We start from the raw sequence: 24,635 nt of genomic DNA, 5'->3' as shown, positions 1-24,635 counted from the left end.
GGGAAGCGGCGACCCCGTCATCGAAAACGCGCGGGAAGCGCTGGCCGCGGCTTACCGAGCGGCGGGACCTGGCGGGGCGGTCAGGCGAAGACCGCCGAGGCGATCCACTGCGGCGTGAGGGTGGCCATCTCGGCCGGCGACCAGCCTTGTACCGCGCCGGGAGGCGGAACCTCGGTGGTGAGCCGCGTGTGCAGCTTGCTGCAGGTGCCTTCCTTGGCCAACCACCTGGCGAGGTCAAGCGAGACGACTTCCTTGGGGGCTCTGGGCGCACCGCCCGGCCCGGTCGCCTGCTTCACCGACAGGCGCCGGGACACGCGCCGGCCCTCGTTCTGCTCCTGCCACCTCTTCAGTTCGCCCTTGTACAGCGTGTCGGCCTGCTTGTTCTTGCTCCTCACCCCTCTCTCATAGAGGCCGTGCTGATCGCGGACGTATTGCATCATCATCTGCCGGCGCCAGTACTCCCGGTCGATCGGCGGCATGGCCGTGAGCTCGAGATCGAGCCGCTCGACGACGCCGATGCCGGAGAGCGCCGCGAAGAGCGCGGCGACGCCGGCCTCCTTGCCCGCGTCGTCGGCGGCGAGATAGTCGGCAACGCCCTTCGCACCGGCCGTGGCCGGCTTCCACGCCTTGTCCACGGTCCAGACACGGAATCTCGTGGGGATGCGCGCCTCGGTCCAGTGGAACAGCTTCTCGCCGCCGTTGAAGGCGGCGTACTGATCCGCGTGGGTGCGGGCGAAGGGGCCGGACCCGTAGCTGACCTCGACCAGCATGACATCGGCGTTGACGGAGGCGTTGACGATCTCCGTCTCCATGGCGCGCCAGGCCCCCCGGGCATTGCCCTGCCACTGGCCGTACTGCGGCACGATGTTGGCGGAGACGTCGCAGCCGCCGAGCTCGAGGGCCATGACGTGGCCGAGCGCGAAGGGGGTGCCGGCCGTGTCGAACTCGCTGAGGCAGGGCGGCGGGTTGTCGCGGCCCTGGCTCGACTGCCGGAAGACCTGCCCGACAAGGTAGCGGGCGCTCCTCTTGCCGCCGACGGTGGTGGTGTGGATGAAGCAGTTCGGCTGCGCCTGCGTCAGCCCGGATCCCTTCTCCAGCATCGGGCGCCTCCTCCTAGTTGCGGATGCGGCACGCCGGGTCGCTTGCTCAACGGAAACCGCTTAGCGATGCAATCATGCACCTTTGCGAAACGTCAAGGCACCCTCGGCCGGGATGCGCCCCGCCGTCCGGGGGTCGCCCTACGCGAGGGCGGGGAAAGCGTGGTGCGCCCGCTGGGGCTCGAACCCAGGACCCCAAGATTAAAAGTCTCGTGCTCTACCGACTGAGCTACAGGCGCAAGCCGCGGCTTCCGCCGCGAGGGGTGCCCGACCTTTGGAAGGCCGGGCACCGGACGTCAAGACAGTTCGATCAGGCGACGCCCGCCGGGCGCATCCTCACGATCTTGTCGGGGTTCTGCACCGTCCCGCTGCCGCCGGCGCCGCGCTTGATCTTGTCCACGTGCTCCATGCCGGAAGTCACGCGGCCCCAGATCGTGTACTGGCCGTCCAGGCTCGGGTAGGGGCCGAACATGATGAAGAACTGGCTGTTCGCGCTGTTCGGGTTCTGCGTGCGCGCCATACCGCAGGTGCCGCGCAGGAACCGGGCCTTGGCGGCCGGGGTGAACTCCGCGGGCAGGTCCGGCATCTGGCTGCCGCCGGTGCCGGTGCCGGTCGGGTCGCCGCCCTGGGCCATGAAGCCCTCGATCACGCGGTGGAAGGGCGTGTTGTCGTAGAAGCCCTCGGACGCGAGGGCCTTGATGCGCTCGCAATGCTTGGGCGCCAGCTCGGGCAGGAGCTGGATGGTCACGGTGCCGTCCTTCAGCTCCAGCAGCAGGGTGTTCGCGTCGGCCTCGGCGGCGGGGGTCACCGCGCTGGTCTCATCGCTCATCTCGGATTCCCGTTCGGTTATGCGGCGGCGCATGGCCGCCGATGATGGGTCGGCCCTTGCTCAGGACCGGTGCCCAGGACCGGCGCTCAGGCCGGCACGTCGGCGGCGACGCGCATGCGGACGATGCGGTCGGGGCCCTGCACCATCCCGCTGCCGCCCGCGCCGCGCTTGATCTTGTCCACGTTCTCCATGCCGGAGATCACGCGGCCCCAGATCGTGTAGTTGCCGTCCAGGCTCGGACCCGGGGCAAACATGATAAAGAACTGGCTGTTGGCCGTGTTCGGCGCCGCGGTCTTCGCCATGCCGCAGGTGCCGCGCAGGAAGCGCGCGCGGGAGGGGGGTGAGAACTCGTCGGGGAGGTCGGCGAAGCCCTTGTCGCGGGCGCCCCCGGTGCCGGTGCCGGTCGGGTCGCCGCCCTGGGCCATGAAGCCCTCGATCACCCGATGGAACGGGGTGTTGTCGTAGAAGCCCTGCCGCGCGAGCGTCTTGATGCGCTCCACATGCCTCGGCGCAAGGTCCGGCCGCAGCTCGATGACCACCCGCCCATCCTTCAGGTCGAGGAAGAGCGTGTTCTCGCGATCAGCCTGCGCCATGGCAGGCGTCGTCAGGGCTCCAGCAGCCAGCCCAGCCGCCAGGAAATTCCGTCGCCGCATCGGCATTCTCCTCCAACCCTGCCCGGCTCGGTGCCGGGCTGTCAGCCGGTCCGGCCCAGGCGCCGGAGCGTGCGCTCCCGCGTCAACCCGGGCACGAAGCCGGAAATGTCTCCCCCCAGCGCCGCTATTTCCCGCACGAGGCGGGAGGCGATGAACTGGGTGGACTCCCCGGCCATGAGGAACACCGTCTCAACCCCGGGGTCGAGACGGCGGTTCATCCCGGCCATCGGCGCCTCGTAGTCGAAATCGGTGACGGAGCGGAGGCCGCGGATGATCACATTCGCGCCCACCTGCCGCGCCAGCGTCACCAGAAGCCCCTCGAAGGGGACCGCCTCAATGACCGTCCCGGTCTCCTGCGCGATGGCCCTGGTCTCGGCCAACACCAGCTCCAGCCGCTCCTCCAACGGGAAGAGCGGACCCTTGCCGGCGCTCCGGGCCACCCCGATCACCAGCCGGTCCACCAATCGCGCAGCCCGCCCAATCACGTCCAAATGGCCGTTCGTGACCGGGTCGAAGGTGCCGGGATAGACGCCGGTACGCTCCGCCGTGGGACGCTCAGCCACGGGGTCGCTCAGGCATCGGCCGCGCCGGGCTCGGCGGCGGCGCCCTCCGTCGACGTCCCGTCATCCACCACGACGAAGCAGGAGGTCACCTCCTCCCCCTTGTCCAGGCGGAAGAGGGTGACGCCAGCAGCCGGGCGGCCCATCACGCGCACCTGGTCGGCGGGCATGCGGATCAGGCGGCCGTTATCCGTCACCAGCATCACGTCGTCGCCCGGGCGCACCGGGAAGGTCGCGACGACCGCGTGGCCCTTGCTGCGGCCCAGCGGGATGCTCGCGATCCCCTGCCCACCCCGGCCGGAGCGGCGGTACTCGTAGGCAGAGCTGCGCTTGCCGAAGCCGGTGTCGGTGACGACGAGGAGAATCTCCTCCGCCTCCGTCAGCTCCTGCGCCCGCTCATCGCTCAGCGCCACCTCCTCGGCGGGCTCGGCGCCCTCCTCGGCCGTGGCATCGGCCGCCGCGCTCGCCTCCGCGGCCTCCTCTGCCGTCGCCTCGCCCTGGGCGCGGCGGCGGGCGGCGGAGAGCTTCAGGTAGGCGGCGCGCTCGCCAGGGGTGGCCGGGACGTTGCGCAGGACGGAGAGGGCAATGACCGCGTCGTCCTTGCCCACCAGCTTGATGCCGCGCACGCCCGTGGAGTCGCGGCCCGCGAAGACGCGCAGCACGCCCTCCTCCGCCGTGAAGCGGATGGCGCGGCCGAGCCGGGTGGCGAGAAGGATGTCGTCGCCCTCCCGGCAGGTCTGCACGCCCACCAGGCTGTCGCCCTCGTCCAGCTTCATGGCAATCAGGCCCGCCGCGCGCACGTTGCGGAAGTCCGAGAGCTTGTTGCGCCGGACATTGCCCGAGACGGTCGCGAAGACGAGGTGCAGGTTCTCCCACAGGCTCTCGTCCTGCGGCAGCGGCAGCACCGCCGTCACCTGCTCGCCGTCCTGCAGCTGCAGGAGCTGGCGGAGCGAGCGGCCACGCGCCGTCGGGCCCGCCTCCGGAAGACGCCACACCTTCTCGCGGAAGGCCATGCCGCGGCTGGTGAAGAACAGCACGTGCTGGTGCGTGTGCGCGTTGAAGCTGCGGATGACGACGTCGTCCTCCCGCGTGCCCGCCGCGCTGCGGCCGCGGCCGCCCCGGTTCTGGGCGCGGAAGGTCTCCAGCGGCGTGCGCTTCACGTAGCCGTCGCGGGTCAGGGTGACGACCATCAGCCCCGGCTCGATCAGGCTCTCGTCGTCCTGCTCGGCCAGCCCGTCCACGATCTGCGTCATGCGCGGGGAGGCGATCTGGGCGCGCACCTCCGCCAACTCCTGCGCCATCAGCTCCAGCCGCCGCGGGCGGGAGGAAAGAATCTCCAGCAGCTCGCGGATGTTGGCGGCGATCTCGTCCAGCTCCTGCTGGATCTTCTCGCGCTCCAGCCCGGTCAGGCGGCGCAGCGTCAGCTCCAGGATGCCGCGCGCCTGTGCCTCGGTCAGATGAACCGTGTCGTCCTGCACGAGGTTGCCGGCATCGTCCACCAGCGCCAGCAGCGCGCCGATGTCCCCCGCCGGCCAAGCCTTCGCCATCAGAGCTGCGCGCGCCTCGGCGGCATCCGCGCTGGCGCGGATGATGCGGATCACCTCGTCGATGTTCGCGACCGCGATGGCGAGGCCGATCAGGATATGGCCGCGATCCCGAGCCTTGTTCAGCCGGAAGCGGCTGCGGCGGGTGATCACCTCCTCGCGGAAGCGGATGAAGACCTGCAGCGCGTCGCGCAGGCCCATCTGGCGGGGCGTGCCGTCGTCCAGCGCCAGGAAGTTCACGGCGAAAGAGGTCTGGAGGTTCGTGAAGCGGTAGAGCTGGTTCAGCACCACCTCCGCCGTCGCGTCCTTCTTCACCTCGATCACGATGCGCATGCCGTCGCGGTCGCTCTCGTCCCGCAGGTCGGAGATGCCCTCCACCTGCTTGGCCCGCGCCAGGTCGGCGATGCGCTCGATCAGCGTCGCCTTGTTCACCTGGTACGGGACTTCGGTGACGATGATGGCGGAACGCCCGCCGCGCATCTCCTCGATCTCGCAGCGCGCGCGCACGGGGATGGAGCCGCGCCCCGTTTCGAAGGCGGCCCGGATGCCCGCACGGCCGAGAATGAGACCGCCTGTCGGGAAGTCCGGCCCGGGCATGATCCCCATCAGCTCCTCGAGCGTGACGTCGGGGTTGGCGATCATCGCCAGCGTCGCGTCGATCACCTCGCCCGGGTTGTGGGTGGGGATGTTTGTCGCCATGCCCACGGCGATGCCGTTGGAGCCGTTGACCAGAAGGTTCGGGTAGGCGGCCGGGAGGACCCGCGGCTCCTCCGCGCTCTCGTCGTAGTTGGGCGAGAAGTCGACCGTGTCCTCGTCGATCCCGGCCAGCAGCGCGGTCGCGGACTTCGCCAGCCGCGCCTCGGTGTAGCGCATGGCCGCCGGCGGGTCGCCGTCCATGGAGCCGTAATTGCCCTGGCCGTCGATCAGGGGCACGCGCATGGAGAAGGGCTGCGCCATGCGGACCATGGCGTCGTAGATCGCGCTGTCGCCGTGCGGGTGGTACTTACCCATCACGTCGCCGACTACGCGGGCGGACTTCTTGTAGGGCTTGTCCGCCGTGAACCCGTTCTCGTTCATGGAGAACAGGATGCGGCGGTGCACCGGCTTCAGCCCGTCCCGCGCGTCCGGAAGGGCGCGCGCCACGATCACGCTCATCGCGTAATCGAGGTAGCTGCGCTGCATCTCCGCCTCGATGGTGACGGGCGCCGTCTCGTCGAAGGGCCGCTCGTCCGGCGGTCCGCCTTCCGTCTCGCTCACTTATCGCCTTCCAATCCGGCCAGAACGGCCATCAAGAGCCTGCCGCCAGCATTGCGGCCATCAGAACGGGATGTCGTCGTCCAGGTCGGCCTTCGGCGCGTCCCAGCCGCCGCCACCCCCGCCGCTACGGGGCTTGCTGGCGCCGCCGGAGGAGGAGGACCGGCCGCCGTAGCCGCCGCCGCTGGATCCGCCGCGCTCGCCATAGCCGCCACCACCGGAGGAGCCGCCGCCGAAGCCGCCCTCCTCACCCCCGCCGCCGCCCTGCCCGCGGCCGCCGATCAGGGTCAACTCGCCCCGGAACTGCCGCAGCACGATCTCGGTGGTGTACTTCTCCTGGCCCTGCTGGTCGGTCCACTTCCGGGTCTCCAGCGCGCCCTCGATGTAGACCTGGTTGCCCTTCTTCAGGTAGCGCTCGGCGATCTCGCCCAGCTTTTCGTTGAAGATAGCAACCGAGTGCCACTCGGTCCGCTCCTGCTGATTCCCCTCGCGGTCCTTGTAGCGCTCGCTGGTCGCCAGGCGCAGGTTCACCACCCGGCCGCCGTTCTGGAAGTTCCGCACCTCGGGGTCGCGCCCCAGCGTGCCGAGGATGATCACCTTGTTGACGCCGGCCATGCCACCCACATCCCTGCCCGGCCGGGGAAGCCCGGGCCGAAGCCATCCACAACCAATTTCGAGCGGTTCCGCGCGCCGGGGCCGCGAATCGCTGCCGCCCGCCCACGAATCCTCACGGGGAAACCCAGGCGGGTCGCAGAAGCTACCCCCCGGGAGGCGGCAAGGCCACCCCCCGGGGGGAAGGGACGAGGCGCCCCCCGGCAACCTCTTCCCGCCGCCATTATATGGTGGCAAACATCCCTGAACACAATGCGAACAAAGGGTCGGATCGCCTGTGCCTGACAGCCTTCCCGAGACCAGCGGCCGCCTTGCCAACCGGGGCGGGCTCGAGATCGGCAGCGGCGGCCATATCCGCATCCGCGGCGCCCGGCAGCACAACCTCAAGAACATCGACCTCGACATCCCCAAGGGGACGCTGACGGTCATCACCGGCCTCTCCGGTTCCGGCAAGTCCTCCCTCGCCTTCGATACGATCTACGCGGAGGGCCAGCGACGCTACGTGGAGAGCCTCTCCGCCTATGCCCGGCAGTTCCTGGAGCTGCAGCAGAAGCCGGACGTGGACAGCATCGAGGGCCTGTCGCCTGCCATCTCGATCGAGCAGAAGACCACCTCCCACAACCCCCGCTCCACCGTCGGCACGGTGACGGAGATCGCCGACTACATGCGCCTGCTCTGGGCGCGGGTGGGCATCCCCTACTCCCCGGCCACAGGCCTGCCGATCGAGGCGCAGACCGTCTCGCAGATGGTGGACCGGACCCTGGCCATGCCGGAAGGGACCCGGCTGCTGGTCCTGGCCCCGATCGCCCGCGGCAAGAAGGGCGAGTGGAAGAAGGAGATCGCCGAACTCCAGCGCCGGGGCTTCGAGCGGGTGAAGGTGAACGGCACCCTCTACCGGATTGAGGAGGTGCCCGCCCTCAACAAGAAGCTGAAGCACGACATCGAGGCGGTGGTGGACCGCGTGGTGGTGCGGGAGGGCGCCCAGCAGCGCCTGGCCGACAGCTTCGAGACGGCGCTCGGCCTCTCGGACGGGGTCATCTACCTGGAAGGGGCGGATGCCAAGCCCGGGGAGGAGGGGGCGCGGACCGTCTTCTCCTCCCGCTTCGCCTGCCCGGAATGCGGCTTCACTATCGAGGAGATCGAGCCCCGGCTCTTCTCCTTTAACTCGCCCCAGGGCGCCTGCCCGGAATGCGACGGGCTGGGGATGGAGAAGTTCTTCGACCCCGCCCTGGTCGTGCCGGACGACGTGAAGACCATTGCCGAGGGCGCCGTAGCCGCCTGGGCCGGCGGCTCCTCCTCGCCCTACTACGACCAGACGCTCGAGAGCCTGGCGCGGCACTTCAAGGTTTCCACCAACACCGCTTGGGCCGACCTGCCCAAGGCGGTTCGGAGCGCCATCCTGCACGGCACCTCGGATGTCGTGACCCTGAAGTACAAGGACGGGCTGCGCGCCTACGAGGTGAAGAAGGCCTTCGAGGGGGTGATCCCAAACCTCGAGCGGCGCCTGCGCGAGACGGACAACCCTTGGGTCCGGGAAGACCTGCAGCGCTACCAGTCCGAGCGCCCCTGCCATGTCTGCCAGGGCGCGCGGCTGAAGCCGGAGGCGCTGGCCGTCCGGGTGGCGGACCTGAACATCGCCCAGGCCTCCGACCTGTCCATCCGGAAGTCCATGGAGTGGTTCGCGGGCGTCTTCGACCAGCTCTCCCCCCAGCGGCAGGAGATCGCCCGCCGGATCCTGCGGGAGATCAACGACCGGCTGCGCTTCCTCGTGGATGTCGGGCTGGATTACCTTTCCCTCGCCCGTGGCTCTGCAAGCCTCTCGGGTGGCGAGAGCCAGCGTATCCGGCTGGCCTCCCAGATCGGCTCCGGCCTCACGGGCGTGCTCTACGTGCTGGACGAGCCCTCCATCGGCCTGCACCAGCGGGACAATGAGCGCCTGCTCGTCACGCTCCGGCGCCTGCGTGACATCGGCAACACCGTGCTGGTGGTGGAGCACGACGAGGACGCGATCCGCGCCGCCGACTACCTGGTGGATATCGGCCCAGCTGCCGGCGCCGGGGGCGGCCGGATCATCGCCCAGGGCACGCCGGAGGAGGTGATCGCCAACCCGGACAGCGTCACCGGCGCCTACCTCTCCGGCCGCCGCTCCGTGCCCGTGCCGGCGCAGCGCCGGCAGCCCGACCCCAAGCGGCAGCTCAAGGTGGTCGGCGCCTCGGGCAACAACCTGAAATCCGTGTCCGCCAGCATGCCGCTGGGCACCTTCACCTGTGTCACCGGCGTCTCCGGCGGCGGTAAGTCCACCCTGGTGATCGAGACCTTGTACAAGGCCGCGGCCCGCCGCCTGATGGGGGCCGGCACGGTCCCCTCCCCGCACGAGCGGATCGAGGGGTTGGAGCTGCTGGACAAGATCATCGACATCGACCAGTCGCCGATCGGCCGCACCCCGCGCTCCAACCCTGCCACCTACACGGGCCTCTTCGCGCCCATCCGGGACTGGTTCGCGGAGCTGCCGGACTCCCGGGCGCGCGGCTACAAGGCCGGCCGCTTCTCCTTCAACGTCAAGGGCGGACGCTGCGAGGCCTGCCAGGGTGACGGCCTCATCAAGATCGAGATGCACTTCCTGCCCGATGTCTACGTCACCTGCGACACCTGCAAGGGCAAGCGCTACAACCGCGAGACGCTGGAGGTGAAGTTCCGCGGCAAGTCCATCTCCGACGTGCTGGAGATGACAGTGGACGAGGGGCTGGAGTTCTTCTCCGCCGTTCCGGCCATCCGGGACAAGCTGAAGGTGCTGAGCGAGGTGGGGCTGGGCTACATCCACCTGGGCCAGCAGGCCACCACCCTCTCGGGCGGCGAGGCGCAGCGCATCAAGCTGGCGAAGGAGCTGGCCCGCCGCGCAACCGGGCGCACCCTTTACATCCTCGACGAGCCGACCACAGGCTTGCACTTCGAGGATGTGCGCAAGCTCCTGGAGGTGCTGCACGCGCTGGTGAACCAGGGCAACACCGTGCTGGTAATTGAGCACAACCTGGAGGTCATCAAGACCGCCGACTGGATCCTGGACATGGGCCCGGAGGGCGGCGATGGCGGCGGGCGCGTGGTGGCCGAGGGCACGCCGGAGGAGGTGGCCGCGAGCCCGGAGAGTCACACCGGCCGTTTCCTCGCGCCCCTGCTCTCGGCGCATGGGGTCCAGGCACCGCTGCCCGCGAAGAAGCGCAAGCGCGCCTGACCGCGGCGCCCCGGTCAGGGGCGCCGCCACGGCTCAGGCGTTCCAGACCACCATCGTGGCCCGGGCGCATTCGTGCATCACGGTCAGGGCCCGCTGCACGGCGTCCTTGCCGATGACGAAGGGGTTGGGCCCGCCCGCCCGCTTCGCGGCCAGCTTCTTCGCCGCCTCGTCCCAGCCCGTATGGTTGGAGAGGAGCACATCCACCCCCTGCCGCGCCGCTATGTCGCGGGTCCGCGCCGTGCCGTCGATATAGGCCTGAAGGCGGCGAATGCGGTCGGGCTGGCGGTTGAAGTTGAAGGCGGTGCCGCCCCAGAGCACGCCGCGGTGCGTCTGCCCGCCATCCTTCAGGTCGATCAGCAGGGAGATGGTGCCCATGGTGTGGCCGGGAGTGGCGATCACGTCCAGCGCTGTGTCGCCGAGCGAGACCTTGCCGCCATCCTCCACCGCGATGTCCCGCTGCGGCGGGCGGCCCCAGGCCGGCAGGTCGAATTCGAGCTTCGTCTCCACCATCCGCCAGTCCTCGCCGCTCATCACGACGCGGGTGCCGTAGCGCCGCTGGAAGTGGCCGCAGCCGCCGTAGTGGTCGCCGTGGCCGTGGGTGACGACGAGGAGCTTCACCGCCGCCGGGTCCAGCCCGGTCCGGCGCATCCCGGCATCCGTGATGGTCTCGGCCTGCTCGTCATTGTCCATGGCGTCGATCAGGATAATCCCGTCGGAGGTCGGGACGGCCCAGGACGTCACCCACTCGCTGCCGAGGAAGACGAGGTTGTCGAAGGCCCGGCCCGGCGGGGGCGCGGGCATGCGGATCAGCTCCTCCATGCCCGGCCGGCGCTCGGTAGGCGGCACGATCATGTCGGCCAGGCGCATCAGCGGCGTCAGGTCCGTCCCCGCCGCCTCTCGCGCCAGGGCGAGGTGGCGCTGCGCCTCGGCGGAGAGCGCCGCCTGCGCCTCCGCGCGGGTTAGCGGGGCGGCGGCCATAATGCAGCAGGCGCAGCCGAGCTTCAGGAAGCGCCGCCGGCCGGGGTCAACCGCTTCCGCCACCAACCGGGTGGGCGCGCGGCCTCGCTGGAAGAACATCGGATCTCTCCTCCCCTGTGCTTCCCGGCAGCTTGCACCCGTGCGCCGGGCGGCGTCATCAGGAGTGCGTCAGATCCGCCCTGTCCAACCGGCCCAGGCCACGGCGACCCGGTCCCCCAGCCCGCGCGGCGCGGCCGGGGCGCCGGGCTGCCAGCTGGGGGAGAGGACCCGCCGCAGGTCGCGCCCCGCCAGCACCGCCGGCAGCGCGGCGGCCACGGCCCGCCCCGGCAGGCCCGCAACGGCCTTCCGGCCCGCCTCCAGGATCGACAGCCCCTCCCTCGCCAGGGCGCGCCCCGCCTCGACCGGGTCGGCAAATTCCGGCAGCGGGTCCCGCCCCTGCGCGACGAGGGCCGAGAGGCTGCGCAGCGTGCCGCCGAGCCCGTAGGCCGTTCCGATCAGCCGAAGCCCCTCCATGGTACCGTCAGTGGCACCGAGCAGCCGGCCGGTCTCGGCGGCCATGGCCCCGGCGGTGCCGCGCAACCTCTCCAACAGCGGGGTGGCCTCCTCGCCCGTCTCATCGGCCTCGCGCGCGTCGATCATCGCCAGCAGGGGCTCCGGGGCCAGCGCACCGGCCCGGAGGGCATCCGCCAGCGGCCCGGCCACCTCGTGGCGGCGTGCGGGGTTGCCGGACGCCGCCTCCTCCACCGCGTCCCGCCACCATTGCAGGCGGATCAGCACCATCATCGGCTCCCGCGCCGCCTCCCGCGCCCGGGCGAGCTCGTGGTTCAGGGCGATGAGGGTGAAGATCGCCTCCCGCGACGCGGCGGGCGCGAAAAGGGCGCAGAGGAAGCGGTCCGGGTCGTGCCGGCGCGCGAACTCGGCGAGGGATGTCGGGGCGGGCGTCTCGGCCATGCCGCGCCCCTTGGCCCGCGCCCGCCCCGCTGTCCAGCGGCTCTCGCGTTGGATTGAGCCGGCCCGCCCTTGGCCGAAGGACCCATCGGGGCGACATTGCGCGCCGAATCAGCGGCCCCGATTCAAAGCAAGGAGATGCCCCATGGCTTTCAGCCTGCCCCCCCTGCCCTATGACGTGAACGCCCTCGCCGCCCGCGGCATGCAGCAGGAGACGCTGGAGCTGCACCACGGCAAGCACCACCAGGCCTATGTCACCGCGCTGAACGGGCTGGTGGAGAGCAAAGGCCTTGCCGGCAAGACCCTGGAGCAGATCGTGGCCGAGGCCGGCAAGGGCGGCGCCGACTCCCTGCCCGTGCTGAACCAGGCCGGCCAGCACTGGAACCACCTGCTGTTCTGGCAGGTGATGTCCCCCAACGGCGGCGACGACAAGATCCCGGACGCGCTGAAGACCCGGATCGAGAGCGACTTCGGCGGGCTGCAGAAGTTCAAGGACGACTTCAAGGCCGCCGGCGTGGGGCAGTTCGGCTCCGGCTGGGCCTGGCTGATCGAGGACACCTCCGGCAAGCTGAAGATCACCAAGACCCCGAACGGCGCCAACCCGATCTCCACCGGCGAGGGCACCCCGCTCCTCGGCGTGGATGTGTGGGAGCACTCTTACTACCTGGACTTCCGCAACCGCCGCCCGGACTACCTCTCCAACTTCCTGGACAAGCTGGTGAACTGGGAGTTCGTGGCCTCGCTCATGGGCAAGGGCATGCAGTCCGGCCAGTCCGCCTGATCCAAGGGCGCTGAAACGAGGAAGGGCGCCGTGGGGAAACCCACGGCGCCCTTCGCGTATCCGGTCGTGGCCCCATCGGGCCGCGCGGCTCAGGCCTTGGCGGCGGCGTCGTTCGCGGCCGTCGGGCGGATCACGCTGCCGATCGTGGTGCGGACGATCGTCACGCGGACGTTCGGGGCAATCTCGGCCTCGATCTCGTCAGACCCCTCCTTCACCCGCGTGATCGTGGCCACCATCCCGCCGCCCGTCACCACGCGGTCCCCGCGCTTGAGCTGGCCGAGCATGTCCCGGTGCTCCTTCATCTTCTTCTGCTGGGGGCGGATGAGGATGAAGTAGAAGACGATGAAGATGAGGATGAGCGGGGCGAACTGCATGATCATGGCAGTCGCGCCGCCGGCGGCCGCGTCCTGGGCGTAAGCCGGGGAAATGAACATGGGGCTGGGCTTCCGTCCGGTATCTTGGGGTGCGAAGAGGGGCGGAAACTAGCCGTCCACCCCCCCGCGTCAAGCGCGGGCGGGCCGGCCACCGGGAAACGACGATGGACACCGCCCTTCTCACCCGCATCGCCGAGGCGCTGGAGCGCCTGGCGCCCCCGCCGCCGGCCCCGCCCCGGCTGGACGGGGCCGACGCCTTCATCTGGCACCCCGGGCCCCGCCCGCGCCTCTCACCCGTCCGGAAGGTCGCGGCCGTGGATATCGCCCTGCTACAGGGGGTGGAATCGCAGAAGGCGGCGCTGCTGGAGAACACGCTGCGCTTCGCCCGCGGCCTGCCGGCCAACAACGCCATGCTCTGGGGCGCGCGGGGCATGGGCAAGTCGTCCCTGGTGAAGGCGGCGCATGGCCAGGCGAACGCGGAACGCCCCGGAAGCCTGGCGCTGATCGAGATCGCGCGGGAGGACATCGTCACCCTGCCCGAGCTGCTGGAGATCTTGCGGGACAGCCCCCGCCGCACCCTGGTGTTCTGCGACGACCTCTCCTTCGAGCGGGAGGATGCCGACTACAAGGCGCTGAAATCCGTGCTGGACGGCGGAATCGCCGGGCGCCCGCCGAACGTCATCTTCTACGCCACCTCCAACCGGCGGCACCTGATGCCGCGGGACATGATCGAGAACGAGCAGCAGCGCGCCATCCACGCGAGCGAGGCGGTGGAGGAGAAGGTCTCCCTCTCCGACCGCTTCGGCCTCTGGATCGGGTTCCACAACTGCGACCAGACCACCTACTTCGCCATGGTGGAGGGCTATGCCGCCGCGCTCGGCCTGCCGATCGAGCGCGACGCGCTGCTGGCGCGGGCGAAGGAATGGACGATCACGCGCGGCGCCCGCTCCGGCCGCGTGGCCTGGCAGTTCGCGCTCGACATGGCCGGGGAACTCGGCGTGAAGGTGGAGGCCTGATGCGGCCAGGGGCTCGTCACGGCGCCCGGCAGGGGCCGGACGGACGCTTCCTCAACCCGGACGGAGGCGTGGCGGGCAATTCGCTGCGCGAGGTGTGGCGGATGATGCGGGAGGGGGGCGGCACGCCCTGGCCCCGCCACCTGGACGACCCGGCGGAGGACCCGCCGGCCGAGCCGCCGCCCGGCCACGCCGCGATCACCTTCATCGGCCACGCGACCTTCCTGATCGGCCTGCACGGCGGCCCCACCCTGCTGACGGACCCGATCTGGTCGGAGCGGTGCAGCCCCTTCTCCTTTCTCGGCCCGCGCCGCGCCCGGGCGCCGGGGCTGCGGCTGGAGGCGCTGCCGCCGCTGGACGCCGTGCTCCTCTCCCACAACCACTATGACCACCTGGACGTCCCGACGCTGCGCGCGCTGGAAGCGCCGCGGATCGTCACGGGGCTTGGGAACTCCCGCATCCTGACCCGCAACGGCCTGCCGGAGGCGGAGGAGCTGGACTGGTGGGGGGAGACCACGGTCGGCCGGGCCACGGTCACCTACCTGCCCGCGCGGCACTTCTCCGCCCGTGCCATTGGCGACCGCGGCCGGTCTCTCTGGGGCGGCTTCGCCATCCGCGTGACGGAAGGCGCGATCCTCTTCGCCGGGGACACGGCCCATGGCGGGCACCTCGCGGAGATCGGGGCGGAGGCGGGCCCCTTCGCCATCGGCCTGATCCCCATCGGCGCCTACGAGCCGAACTGGTTCATGCGCGTGGTCCACATGAACCCGGAGGAGGCGGTGCGGGCACGGGCGGAGACCCGGACGCGCACGGCCGTGGCGATGCATTTCGGCACCTTCAAGCTGACCCAGGAGGGCATCGACGAGCCCCCCCGCGCCCTGGCCGAGGCGCGCGCCGCGGCCGGGCTGCCGGCGGGCGACTTCGTCGTCCCGCGCTTCGGCCAGACCCTGATGCTGCCGCTGGGGAGCTGACGTTCAGAGGATCGTGGCGAGGCGATCGAACATGACGCGCCAGTCGCCCTCGGTCTCGTCGCTCAGGTCGGGCGGCAGCCCTTCCTTCGTCAGGGAGAGAAGGCTCCCGGCGGGATCGGGCGCGATCTCCACGACGAAGCGGTCCAGGCCGGAGCGCAGGGCGGGGACGCCGAAGGCCAGGACGATCCGGCGCGGCGGATCCACTTCGATGAACTCGCCGTAGCCCTCGTGCCGGGCGCCGCGCAGGCGGAAGACGCCGCCCGGGCGGGCATCCATCGCCAGCTCCTCGACATCCCCCACCAGGCCGGTGAACAGCCAGCGCGCCGCCACCTCTGGATCTGTCCATGCCTCGAAGAGACGCTCCGGCGCCGCGCCGAAGCGCCGCTGGACGAACAAACCCTCGGTGGTGGGATCGACGGCCATTATCAACCTCCGGTTGGGAGGAGGTTAACGCGCATTCCCGAAGATTCGCTGCTCCACCCTGTCGCCCACGCGGATGCCCAGCCGCTCCGCCGTGCCGGCCGCCAGCTCCAGCGTGGCCCGGACCGGGCCGTTGGAGCTGATGCTCGCGAGACTGCGGGGCACCGTGCGCTCCGCAATCCGCAGCACCGTGCCGTTTGCCGTAATGAACAGCATGTCGAGCGAGGTGATGGTGTTGCGCATCCACATGCTGCTCTCGCGGGGCTGGCCCCAGTCGAAGAGCATGCCCTCGTTCGGGGCGACCTCGGGGCGGAACATCAGCCCGATCGTCTGCTGCTCCGGCTCCAGCGCCATCTCCACCTGGAAGGCGTGGCGGCGGCCGTCGCGCGTCACGATCGCCAGCGGCTCGGTCGGCAGCTTCGGCTGCGGTCCCTCCTGCGCCAGGGCCGCCCCGGCGGGCAGCGCTGCCAGAAGGCCGAGGAACAGGCGGCGGTACATCCTCACTGCGCCCCGCCGGCCCGGCGCTGCGGCATCCCCTCCGGGATGACGGTCCTCACGAGGGTGGAATCCAGCGCCTCGTAGGCGTGATAGCCAATCGTCTCGTAGAGCTGCGCCCGGGTCTGCATCCGGTCCACCATGCCCTGGGTGCCGCCGTCCCGGCCGATGGCGGCGTAGAGTTCCTCCATGGCCCGGTTCGCCACCCGGAGGTGGGAGACGGGCCAGATCACCATCGCATAGCCCATCTCCTCGAACTCCTTGTCCGTGAAGAAGGGGGTGCGGCCGAACTCCGTCATGTTCGCCAGCAGCTTCACCCCGGGCATGCGGCGGGCGAACTCGCGGAACATCTCGGCGGTGTTCAGCGCCTCGGGGAAGATCGCGTCGGCCCCGGCCTCCATGAAGAGCTTCGCGCGGCCCACCGCCCCGTCCATGCCCTCGCTTGCCGCCGCGTCCGTGCGGGCGATGATGAACAGGTGCTTCCGGGCCCGCCGGGCGGCCGCGATCTTCGCCGCGAAGTCGTGCGGGTCGGCCAGCTTCTTGTCGTTCAGGTGGCCGCACTTCTTCGGCAGCAGCTGGTCCTCCAGCTGCACGGCGGCCGCGCCGGCATCCTCGAAGGAGCGGACCATGTTCATCACGTTCAGCGCCTCGCCGTAGCCCGTGTCGCCGTCCACCAGGGCGGGGAGGGAGGAGGCGCGGGAGACCTGGCGGACGTGCCAGCACACGTCCTCGACCGTGATCATGCCAAGGTCGGGCAGCCCCATATTCGCCGACATGGCCGCGCCGGAGACGTAGAGCGCCTCGAAGCCCGCCCGCTTGGCCAGCAGCGCCGCGAGGCCGGTGTGCGCCCCCGGCATGCGCAGGATCCCCGGGCGGTCCAGCAGCGCGCGGAAGCGCTGGCCGGCCGGGGCATCCGGCAGGTCGTCGCCGATCACGTAGGGCATTGGGGAACCTCCCGGGCGTGGCGCGGGGCAGGTGCGGCCCCGTCGGGGCGCCGGAACGGCCGGCGTCTTCACTTCAGATCAGGCTACACCGGCCCTTCCGAAGCGGCCAGGGGTGCGGCCCAGGGGGCGGCCCGGGCCGCGGCCGAACCGGGCCCGCCGAACGGGGCGCCCCTTCCCACCACACCTCCCCTCCCCTAGCTTGCGCCGCAGGACAGAACATCGCCGGAGAGACGCGCATGGACATGACGGGGAGCCGCCGCATCGAGGCGCCGCGCGAGCGCGTCTGGGAGGCGTTGAACGACCCCGCCGTGCTCCAGGCCAGCATCCCCGGCTGCGAGTCGGTGGAGCGGACGGGGCCGGACAGCTTCGCGGCCAAGGTGGCGGTGCGGATCGGCCCCATGTCCGCGAAGTTCGCCGGCAAGGTCACGCTAACCAACGTCAATCCGCCGGAGGGCTACACCATCACCGGCGAGGGCCAGGGCGGCGCCATGGGCTTCGCGCGCGGCGGCGCGGACGTGGCGCTGGTGGCCGAGGGGCCGACGACCACCACCCTCAACTACAACGTGAAGGCCCAGGTCGGCGGCAAGATGGCCCAGCTCGGCGCCCGGCTGGTGGACAGCACCGCCCGGCAGATGGCGGACCAGTTCTTCGACCGCTTCGCCGCCCAGGTCGGCGCCGCTGAGACGGCCCAGGCCTCCGCGGCCGGACCCGCCACCGCCGCGCACGCCGCGCCGGACATGGTGCCGACCACCGGGCCGTCCGTGGCCAGCACGGGGCAGCCGATCGAGCCGCGTCAGACCGCCGTGGCCGCTCTGCGCCCCGCTGCCGCGACCGGAAACCTTGCCGCCATGCTGGCCGCCATCCCGCGCGAGCCCTTCGGCCTGCCGATCAACCTCTGGCTCGGCGGCGCGGTGTTCGTCGTCGTGCTCGGGCTGCTCTTCGTCATTGGCTGACTTCCCGCCGAGGGACGTCGAGGCGACCCAGGCGCTGCTGGAATCGGGCGGCTACGTCGCCGACCGCGCCCTCGCCACCACCGTCCACCTGGCGCTGGCCATGGGCCGGCCCCTGCTGCTGGAGGGCGAGCCCGGGACGGGCAAGACGGAGATCGCGAAGGTCCTGGCGGCGCAGCTTCCGCGCCGGCTGGTGCGGCTGCAGTGCCACGACGGCATGGACCTCGCCTCCGCCGCCTATGAGTGGAACCACGCCCGCCAGCTCATGGCCATCCGCCTCTCCGAGGCCGGGGGCGAGGCCGACCGGGCGGCGCTGGAGAACGGCCTCTACGACCGGCGCTTCCTGGAGCCGCGCCCGCTCCTTCAGGCCCTCGAGGGCAGCCCCGCTCTGCTGCTGATCGACGAGCTGGACCGCGCGGACGAGCCTTTTGAGGCCTTCCTGCTGGAGGTGCTGGCGGATTTCCAGATCACGGTGCCGGAACTCGGCACCATCCGGGCGGAGACCCCGCCCGTGGTCGTCATCACCTCCAACCGCACGCGGGAGGTGCACGACGCCATCCGCCGCCGCTGCCTCTACCACTGGGTGGACTACCCGGACGCGGCGCGGGAGCGGGCCATCCTCGCCCGCCGCGCGCCGGAGGTCCCGGCCGCGCTCTCCGCCCAGGTGGTTGCCTTCGCGCAGGCGCTGCGCGACGGCGACGCCTTCTTCAAGCCGCCCGGCGTGGCGGAGACGGTGGACTGGGCCCGTGCCCTGACCGCACTGGACCGGCGGGATCTGGAACCGGCGGCGGCGGAGGCCACCCTCGGCGTGCTGTTGAAGTACCAGGACGACATCGCGCGCCTGCGCGGGGCCGAGCTCGCCCGCCGCGTGGAGGAGGCGCGGGAGGCGGCGCCCTGAGCGCCCTGGCCCCCAACCTCCTCGCCTTCGGGCGCGTGCTGCGCCGGGCCGGGCTGCCCGTCGGGCCGGCGGAAACCCTCACCGCCGCCGAAGCCCTTTCCCACGTCCCGCTCTCCGACCGCGCCGCCTTCCGCGCGGCCCTACGCGCGACCATGGTCCACCGCCGCGACGGCTTCGAGGTGTTCGACGCGGCCTTCGACCTCTTCTGGCGCAACCCCGACACTCCGGTCCGCCCGCCCGGCCCAGATGACGAAGCGCCGGAGGCCCTGCCGGCCGCCGCCCGCCGCGCCGCCGAGGCCATGCCCGGCGCTGGCCCGCCCGCCCGGGCCGGAGAGGCGGACCGACGAGAGGACGCCGCCCTCACCGTCTCTGAGAGGGAACAGCTGAACCGCCTTGATTTCGAAGCAATGTCAGCCGAAGAGCTGGCCGAGGCGAAGCGGGAAATCCGCCGCTTGGTCCTGCCACTGGCCGAGCGCCCGACCCGCCGCTTCCGCCCCGATCCGAGCGGTCCCCGCGCCGACCTGCGCGGCACCATCCGCGCCTCCATGCGCCTGGGCGGCGAGGTGGTGCGGATCGAGCGGCGCCGCCGCATTACCCGCCCGCCACCGCTTGTTCTCCTTTGCGACGTCTCGGGAAGCATGGCCCGCTACGCGCAGATCCTGCTGCATTTCATGCACGCCGTGGAGAATGACCGGGCCCGCGTCCACAGCTTCGTCTTCGGCACGCGCCTGACGAATGTCACCCGGGCGCTCCGGCACCGCGATCCGGAGGTGGCCTTCCAGGCCGTGTCCCACATCCTGCCGGACTGGTCGGGTGGCACCCGGATCGGGGAGGCGCTGGACCGCTTTAACCGCCTCTGGGGCCGGCGCGTGCTCGGGCAGGGCGCGGTGGTGCTGCTGATCACGGACGGGCTGGACCGGGGCGGGGCCGAGGGGCTTCCCGAGGCGGCGGAACGGCTGCGCCATTCCTGCCGGCGGCTGATCTGGCTGAACCCTCTTCTCCGCTACGCCGGGTTCCAGCCCCGCGCGGCGGGCATACGTGCCCTCCTCCCCCATGTGGACGAGCATCGCCAGGTGCATAACCTGAACAGCCTGCGGGCCCTGGTCGCCACCCTCTCCGGTGCCGGGTCCAGCGACACGGGGCGCAGCGACAGGAGGCCACGATGAGCGGTACCGAGGACATCCTGGAGACCGCCCGCGCTTGGCGCGCGGAGGGGGAGAGCGTGGCCCTGGCCACGGTGGTGGAGACCTGGGGCTCCTCCCCCCGGCCCGCCGGATCTCGGCTGGCGGTGACGGGAAGCGGGCGGCTGGCGGGCTCCGTCTCCGGCGGCTGCATCGAGGGCGCGGTGGCCGAGGTGGCGCAGGGGGTCATGAAGTCCGGCACGCCGCAGCTGCTGGATTTCGGCATCACGGACGAGCGCGCCTGGGAAGTCGGCCTGGCCTGCGGCGGCAAGCTGAAGGTCTTCGTGGAACCCCTGGCGTGACCCCCGCCACCCTCGATGCCCTGCAGGCGGCGCGCGCCGCCCGGCGCCCTGTGGCCCTGCTGACGCGGATGCCGGACGGTGCGCAGCACCTGCACCCGGACGAGGCACTGCCCCCTGCCCTGGCCGAGGCGGCATCGGCCGCTCTCCGCGACGACAGGGCCGGGCCGGTGACGGTCGGGGAGGAGACCTGGTTCATCCAGCCCCAGACCCCGCCGCCGCGGATGATCGTCGTCGGCGCGGTGCACGTGGCCCAGGCGCTGGTGCCCATGGCGGCGGCTGCCGGCTTTGCCGTGATCATCGTCGATCCGCGCCGCGCCTTCGCGACGGAGGAGCGCTTCGCGCAGGGCGCGGAGCTGGTGACGGAGTGGCCGGACGAGGCGCTGGAGGCGCTGCGGCCGGACAGCCGGACGGCGATCGTCACCCTGACCCACGATCCCAAGCTGGACGACCCGGCCCTCGACGTGGCGCTGAGGTCGGAGGCCTTCTACATCGGCGCCCTCGGCAGCCGCCGCACCCACGCCAAGCGGGTGGCCCGGCTTGAGGAAGCGGGGCACGGGGCGAAGGCCATCGGCCGCATCCACGCGCCGGTCGGGCTGGACATCGGCGCCGTGACGGCGCCGGAGATTGCCCTCTCCATTGTCGCGCAGGTCGTCGCCGCCCGGCGCGGCAAGCTCTCGGTCAGGCTGCCCGGATGATCTTTGGCCCCACCCCGCTGGACGAGGCGCGCGGCGCCGTCCTCGCCCACACCCTGCGCCTTCCCGGCCGTGTCCTGAAGAAGGGCACGGTGCTGGAGGCGGAGGCCCTGAAGGCGCTGCGCGACGCCGGCCACGCGGAGGTTGTGGCCGCGCGGCTGGAGTCCGGCGACGTGCCGGAGGACGAGGCGGCGGACCGCATGGCCGGCGCCATGCTGCGTCCCCTCATCGCCCGCACCCGCGCCGCCACCGGCCGCGTGAACCTGACGGCCGAGACCGCCGGCCTGCTGCGGGTGGACGCGGCGCTGGTGGACCGGCTGAACGCGCTGGACGAGAGCCTCACCCTCGCCACCCTGCCCGACTTCACCGTGGTGCAGCCCAAGGACATGCTGGCGACGGTGAAGGTGATCCCCTTCGCCGTGCCGGGCGACGCGCTGCACGTGGCGGAGGCCATGCTGCGCGGCGGCGCCGCCCTCTCCGTTCACCCCTTCCGCCCGCTGAAGGTCGGCCTTGTCAGCAGCGAGCTGCCGGGGATGAAGGAGGCGGTGCTCGAGAACGGTATCGAGGCCACCCGCACCCGGATCGAGGCCCTGGCCGGCACGCTGCTGCCGCCGGAGCGCTGCGCGCACGAGACGGGCTCCATCGCCGAGGCCCTGGCCCGGCTGCGGAAGGCCGGGGCGGAGATGCTGCTGGTGCTGGGCGCCTCCGCCGTGGTGGACCGGCGGGATGTGGCTCCGGCCGCGATCCTGCGCGCGGGCGGCACGATCGAGCATTTCGGGATGCCGGTGGACCCCGGGAACCTCCTCTGCCTCGGGCGGATCGGGGAGGTGCCGGCGATGGTGCTGCCGGGCTGCGCGCGCAGCCCGAAGGTGAACGGCTTCGACTGGGTGCTGGAGCGCCTCTTCGCGGGCGTCCCGGTCGCTCCGAAGTCTCTCATGAAAATGGGGGTAGGCGGGCTGCTGAAGGAGATCGAGACGCGCCCCCTGCCCCGCGGCGACGCCCCGCGCGGGGAGCCCGCGAAGGCGCCGCGCCGCCCGCGGCGAGTCGCTGCCCTGGTGCTGGCCGCCGGGCGGTCCCGCCGGATGGCGCCGCTGAACAAGCTCATGGTGGCGGACCGGGAAGGCCGGCCGATGGTGGCGAGGGTGGTGGAGAACGCGCTGGCCAGCAGGGCCCGCCCCGTCCTCGTCGTCACCGGGCACGAGCACGAGCGGGTGGAGGAGGCGCTCGCCGGCCGCCCCGTGCTGATCTCCCACGCCGAGAGTTACGCGGAGGGCATCTCCGCCTCCCTCAAGGCCGGGATCGCCGCCCTGCCGCCCGAGGTGGAGGGGGTGCTGGTGCTGCTGGGGGACATGCCCCTCGTCTCGCCGGCCGTGCTGGACCGGCTTCTCGCCGCCTTCGACCCGGAGGAGGGCCGCGCCATCGTCCAGCCGACCTTCCGGGGCAAGCAGGGCAACCCCGTGCTCTGGGCGCGGGAGTTCTTTCCGGAAATCCTCGGCATCAGCGGGGATGTCGGCGCCCGGCACCTGACGGGACGGCACGCCGACCGCCTCGTCAACGTGGAGGTGTCCGATGACGGCGTGCTGCGGGACTTCGACACGGCGGACACGCTGAAGGGGCTCTGACCCGTCAAGCCCTGACCTTCCGGCGGGCGCACCCCATCTGTTCCGGGTGCCGACCGCCTACGCCATACCCTTCACCCCCGAGGCGACGCCCGCCATCGCGCCCCGCGCTCTGCTGCGCGCCTGGGACGCGGCGCGGGACGCCGCGACCGCCGCCCTGGAGGGACCGCCCCGCGCCTTCCGCTTCCGCAGCGCCGCGCGGGACGCGCCCGCGCTGGACCTGCTGCTGGAGGACCGCGACGCCTGCTGCTGGGCGGAGGCGCTGGACCGCCGCATCGGGCTGGACCACGCGGAGGGGATGGCGACCCTGCTCCGCCTCCTCGCGCTTCTGGAGGTGATGGGCCGCGTGTCCTGGCTGCGCGGTCACTTCGATATCGGGCGCGAGGGGACGGTGCTGCACCCCGAACTTCTGCGCGCCGCGGCCACGCAGCCCCTGGACGGCGCCGCCCGCTTCGATGAAGAGGGTCTTCGGCGCCGTCTCGCGCGGCCCCGCCTGCCCCATCGCCCTTCCCCGAGTGCTGCCGGAGCGCTGACCGCATGAAGCATCTGTCCCCGACGACGCGCCCGGGCACGCCCTTCCTCCGGGTTCTGCTGGTGGCCGCGCCCCTGGGCCTTGCCGCCTGTGCCCAGGCCCCTACCGCGCCCGTGGCGCAGCGCGCCGGCGTGCCGAATGCCGGGGCCGAGGCTGCCCGCTCCGACCGCGCCGCGGCCTGCCTGGCGGATGCCGAGCGGGTGGTCCGCTACCGCGACCGTGGCCAGCTCATGCGGCAGGACGACTACAACGCGCGCATCGGCACCACCTCCCATCTCGGGCCGCAGGTGATCTCGGACCAGTTCGCCCAGGTCTATGACCGCGACCGGATGGCCGCGGAGTGCGTGCGGGGCGGCAGCACGCCCGCCGCCACGGCGCGCCCGGCCGCCGCCACGGCGCCTGCCCCCGCGCCCGGAGCCCCGACGCGGCGCTGAGGCGCCCTTGCCCCCCGCCCCGATCGCCCGCCTCGTCGCCGGCCCGCTGGGGCGGGCGCTCGCCAGCCGCAACGCGCGGATCTTCTTCGGGGCGAGCCTCGGGGCCTGGACCGGGCTTTGGATGCACCGGATCGGCGTGGCCTGGCTGGCCTGGGAACTCACCCGCAGCGCCGCCTGGGTCGGGCTGATCGCCTTCGCGGACCTCGCCCCGGCCGTGCTCGTCAGCCCCGTCGCAGGGGCGCTCGCGGACCGGGTGGACCGGGTCCGCCTGACCATGATCTCCCAGGGGGTGATCGCGCTGGAGGCGCTGGCCGTCGCCGCCCTCGCGGCCACCGGCCACATCTCCATCGGCCTGCTCTTCGCGCTGGAGATGGTGAGCGGCACCGCGGCCTGCTTCTCCCAGCCCGCCCGCCAGACTCTCATCCCCGCGCTGGTGCGGCGGGAAGACCTGCCGGCGGCGGTGGCCGCGAACAGCCTTCTCTTCAACGTGGCCCGCTTCGTCGGGCCGGGGATCGCGGGCTTCGTCATCGCGGCCTGGGGCGTGGCCCCGGCGATCTTCTGCAATTTCCTCGGGCACGGCTTCGCCACCATCTCAATGCCCTGGCTGCGGGTGGACGCGGAGCAGCGGCGCGGGCACCCGGCCACGAGTTCCTTGGTTGCCGAGACGCTGGAAGGGTTCCGCTACGCGGCGCGGCACCCCGGCCTCGGGCCGATCGTCGCCTTCTCCGCCCTCTCCTCCGTCCTGCTGCGGGGCGTGCAGGAGATCCTGCCGCCCTACGTGGAGCGGCTCTTCGGGCGGGGTGCCGAATCGCTGGCGATGCTCACCGCTTCCTTCGCGGTCGGCGCGCTCGTGGCGGGGCTCACCGTCGCCTCGCGCGGGCGCCTGGCCGGCACCACGCGGATCGCGGTGCTCGCCATCCTGGCGCAGGCGGTCGCAACCGGGCTCTTCGTCGCGACGGGGTGGTTCCCCTTCGCCCTTCTCTGCGGGGCGGCGATCGGCGCCAGCGCCTCGGCCCATGGGATCTCCGTGCAGGTCCTGGCGCAGACGGCCGCCTCCCCCTCGATGCGGGGGCGGGTCATGTCGCTCTGGGCCCTGATCTCCCGCGCCTGCCCGGCGCTCGGCGCGCTCGCTCTCGGCACCGCCGGGGAGGCCTTCGGACTGCGGCTGCCCACCTTCGCCGCCGTCCTGCTCGCGCTCGCGGTGTTCGCCTGGGGGCTGTCGCGGATGCGGCGCATGTCCGCCGCCCTGGAAAGGCCGGAGGGAGGGCCAGGGGCGAAGAGTTGAGGGGTGGGGCTGAGATTAAGGATGGGGGCCGGCGCGCCCG

At 71.9% G+C, this 24,635-nt stretch carries 25 protein-coding genes and 1 tRNA gene; 13 read left to right on the top strand and 13 right to left on the bottom strand.

Going from position 1 to position 24,635, the window contains the following annotated elements; genetic code table 11:
- Positions 1-80: 80 nt before the first annotated feature.
- From VQH23_RS21430 to ssb, 7 genes are all read right to left on the bottom strand, one after another.
- Entirely contained in the window at positions 81-1,100 is a 1,020-nt protein-coding gene (locus VQH23_RS21430; RefSeq protein WP_338662699.1) for a hypothetical protein, read from the bottom strand.
- 160 nt (positions 1,101-1,260) lie between these two features.
- Positions 1,261-1,336, bottom strand: a tRNA-Lys gene (locus tag VQH23_RS21425).
- A gap of 71 nt (positions 1,337-1,407) precedes the next feature.
- Positions 1,408-1,926: a peptidylprolyl isomerase gene (locus VQH23_RS21420; RefSeq protein ID WP_338662698.1), complete on the bottom strand. Its 519-nt coding sequence runs from the start codon at positions 1,924-1,926 to the stop codon at positions 1,408-1,410.
- A gap of 86 nt (positions 1,927-2,012) precedes the next feature.
- Complete coding sequence (locus VQH23_RS21415) at positions 2,013-2,579, bottom strand: peptidylprolyl isomerase (protein WP_338662697.1); 567 nt, start codon at positions 2,577-2,579, stop codon at positions 2,013-2,015.
- A 41-nt stretch (positions 2,580-2,620) separates the two neighbouring features.
- Entirely contained in the window at positions 2,621-3,142 is a 522-nt protein-coding gene (gene coaD / locus VQH23_RS21410) for a pantetheine-phosphate adenylyltransferase (RefSeq protein WP_338662696.1), read from the bottom strand.
- An 8-nt stretch (positions 3,143-3,150) separates the two neighbouring features.
- Positions 3,151-5,865 carry a DNA gyrase subunit A gene (gyrA, locus tag VQH23_RS21405; protein ID WP_408904351.1) on the bottom strand — a complete coding sequence of 905 codons (2,715 nt, stop codon included), beginning with the start codon at positions 5,863-5,865 and terminating at the stop codon, positions 3,151-3,153.
- 135 nt (positions 5,866-6,000) lie between these two features.
- Positions 6,001-6,552: a single-stranded DNA-binding protein gene (ssb, locus tag VQH23_RS21400; RefSeq protein WP_338662694.1), complete on the bottom strand. Its 552-nt coding sequence runs from the start codon at positions 6,550-6,552 to the stop codon at positions 6,001-6,003.
- A 331-nt stretch (positions 6,553-6,883) separates the two neighbouring features.
- Here ssb and uvrA point away from each other — a divergent pair, with 331 nt between their 5' ends.
- Entirely contained in the window at positions 6,884-9,778 is a 2,895-nt protein-coding gene (uvrA, locus tag VQH23_RS21395; protein ID WP_338666138.1) for an excinuclease ABC subunit UvrA, read from the top strand.
- Between the two features lie 33 nt (positions 9,779-9,811).
- Here the strand turns inward: uvrA and VQH23_RS21390 are convergent, their stop codons facing one another.
- Together VQH23_RS21390 and VQH23_RS21385 are read right to left on the bottom strand one after the other, a co-directional pair.
- On the bottom strand, positions 9,812-10,855 hold the full coding sequence (locus VQH23_RS21390) for an MBL fold metallo-hydrolase (protein ID WP_338662693.1): 1,044 nt from the start codon (positions 10,853-10,855) through the stop codon (positions 9,812-9,814).
- A 69-nt stretch (positions 10,856-10,924) separates the two neighbouring features.
- Positions 10,925-11,707, bottom strand: a complete 783-nt coding sequence (locus VQH23_RS21385) for a squalene/phytoene synthase family protein (RefSeq protein ID WP_338662692.1) — start codon at positions 11,705-11,707, stop codon at positions 10,925-10,927.
- A gap of 142 nt (positions 11,708-11,849) precedes the next feature.
- On the opposite strand from VQH23_RS21385, the gene VQH23_RS21380 reads away from it, so the two are divergent.
- A complete protein-coding gene (locus VQH23_RS21380) occupies positions 11,850-12,485 on the top strand; it encodes a superoxide dismutase (protein WP_338662691.1) in 636 nt (211 codons plus the stop codon).
- Positions 12,486-12,574: 89 nt separating this feature from the next.
- Here VQH23_RS21380 and yajC read toward each other — a convergent pair whose 3' ends face one another.
- Positions 12,575-12,919 carry a preprotein translocase subunit YajC gene (yajC, locus tag VQH23_RS21375; protein ID WP_338662690.1) on the bottom strand — a complete coding sequence of 115 codons (345 nt, stop codon included), beginning with the start codon at positions 12,917-12,919 and terminating at the stop codon, positions 12,575-12,577.
- Between the two features lie 104 nt (positions 12,920-13,023).
- On the opposite strand from yajC, the gene VQH23_RS21370 reads away from it, so the two are divergent.
- Positions 13,024-13,875 carry an ATP-binding protein gene (locus VQH23_RS21370; RefSeq protein WP_338662689.1) on the top strand — a complete coding sequence of 284 codons (852 nt, stop codon included), beginning with the start codon at positions 13,024-13,026 and terminating at the stop codon, positions 13,873-13,875.
- Positions 13,875-14,843: an MBL fold metallo-hydrolase gene (locus tag VQH23_RS21365; protein ID WP_338662688.1), complete on the top strand. Its 969-nt coding sequence runs from the start codon at positions 13,875-13,877 to the stop codon at positions 14,841-14,843. Before VQH23_RS21370 ends, VQH23_RS21365 begins: the two co-directional genes overlap by 1 nt.
- Before the next feature lie 3 nt (positions 14,844-14,846).
- On the opposite strand, the gene VQH23_RS21360 is transcribed toward VQH23_RS21365, so the two are convergent.
- The 3 genes from VQH23_RS21360 to prpB are packed head-to-tail and all read right to left on the bottom strand — an operon-like array spanning position 14,847 to position 16,702.
- On the bottom strand, positions 14,847-15,266 hold the full coding sequence (locus VQH23_RS21360; RefSeq protein WP_338662687.1) for an SRPBCC family protein: 420 nt from the start codon (positions 15,264-15,266) through the stop codon (positions 14,847-14,849).
- Between the two features lie 24 nt (positions 15,267-15,290).
- Complete coding sequence (locus VQH23_RS21355) at positions 15,291-15,761, bottom strand: DUF192 domain-containing protein (RefSeq protein WP_338662686.1); 471 nt, start codon at positions 15,759-15,761, stop codon at positions 15,291-15,293.
- A gap of 2 nt (positions 15,762-15,763) precedes the next feature.
- Entirely contained in the window at positions 15,764-16,702 is a 939-nt protein-coding gene (gene prpB / locus VQH23_RS21350; protein ID WP_338662685.1) for a methylisocitrate lyase, read from the bottom strand.
- A gap of 236 nt (positions 16,703-16,938) precedes the next feature.
- On the opposite strand from prpB, the gene VQH23_RS21345 reads away from it, so the two are divergent.
- From VQH23_RS21345 to VQH23_RS21305, 9 genes are read left to right on the top strand one after another with little or no spacing between them, the layout of a single operon-like run.
- Positions 16,939-17,655: a carbon monoxide dehydrogenase subunit G gene (locus VQH23_RS21345; RefSeq protein ID WP_338662684.1), complete on the top strand. Its 717-nt coding sequence runs from the start codon at positions 16,939-16,941 to the stop codon at positions 17,653-17,655.
- On the top strand, positions 17,648-18,550 hold the full coding sequence (locus VQH23_RS21340) for a MoxR family ATPase (protein ID WP_338662683.1): 903 nt from the start codon (positions 17,648-17,650) through the stop codon (positions 18,548-18,550). Before VQH23_RS21345 ends, VQH23_RS21340 begins: the two co-directional genes overlap by 8 nt.
- A 35-nt stretch (positions 18,551-18,585) precedes the next feature.
- A complete protein-coding gene (locus VQH23_RS21335) occupies positions 18,586-19,716 on the top strand; it encodes a VWA domain-containing protein (protein ID WP_338662682.1) in 1,131 nt (376 codons plus the stop codon).
- Entirely contained in the window at positions 19,713-20,033 is a 321-nt protein-coding gene (locus VQH23_RS21330) for an XdhC family protein (protein ID WP_338662681.1), read from the top strand. Before VQH23_RS21335 ends, VQH23_RS21330 begins: the two co-directional genes overlap by 4 nt.
- The gene (locus VQH23_RS21325) at positions 20,030-20,728 is read left to right on the top strand and encodes an XdhC family protein (protein ID WP_338662680.1); all 699 of its coding nucleotides are present in this window, start codon (positions 20,030-20,032) and stop codon (positions 20,726-20,728) included. Before VQH23_RS21330 ends, VQH23_RS21325 begins: the two co-directional genes overlap by 4 nt.
- Positions 20,725-22,347, top strand: coding sequence for a molybdopterin-binding/glycosyltransferase family 2 protein (locus tag VQH23_RS21320; protein ID WP_338662679.1), 1,623 nt, complete (start codon positions 20,725-20,727; stop codon positions 22,345-22,347). The genes VQH23_RS21325 and VQH23_RS21320 overlap by 4 nt, the downstream gene beginning before the upstream one ends.
- Positions 22,348-22,393: 46 nt before the next feature.
- Positions 22,394-22,885 carry a hypothetical protein gene (locus VQH23_RS21315; RefSeq protein WP_338662678.1) on the top strand — a complete coding sequence of 164 codons (492 nt, stop codon included), beginning with the start codon at positions 22,394-22,396 and terminating at the stop codon, positions 22,883-22,885.
- Positions 22,882-23,310 (top strand): hypothetical protein, encoded by a 429-nt coding sequence (locus tag VQH23_RS21310; RefSeq protein WP_338662677.1) that lies wholly within the window; start codon positions 22,882-22,884, stop codon positions 23,308-23,310. Before VQH23_RS21315 ends, VQH23_RS21310 begins: the two co-directional genes overlap by 4 nt.
- 7 nt (positions 23,311-23,317) lie before the next feature.
- Positions 23,318-24,595 (top strand): MFS transporter, encoded by a 1,278-nt coding sequence (locus VQH23_RS21305; protein WP_338662676.1) that lies wholly within the window; start codon positions 23,318-23,320, stop codon positions 24,593-24,595.
- Positions 24,596-24,635 lie beyond the last annotated feature (40 nt).

The sequence above is a fragment of the Pararoseomonas sp. SCSIO 73927 genome (assembly GCF_037040815.1).
In the GTDB taxonomy this organism is placed as follows: domain Bacteria; phylum Pseudomonadota; class Alphaproteobacteria; order Acetobacterales; family Acetobacteraceae; genus Roseomonas.
Note: the sequence above shows the minus strand (reverse complement) of the source record. Positions and strands in the feature narration are given on the sequence as shown.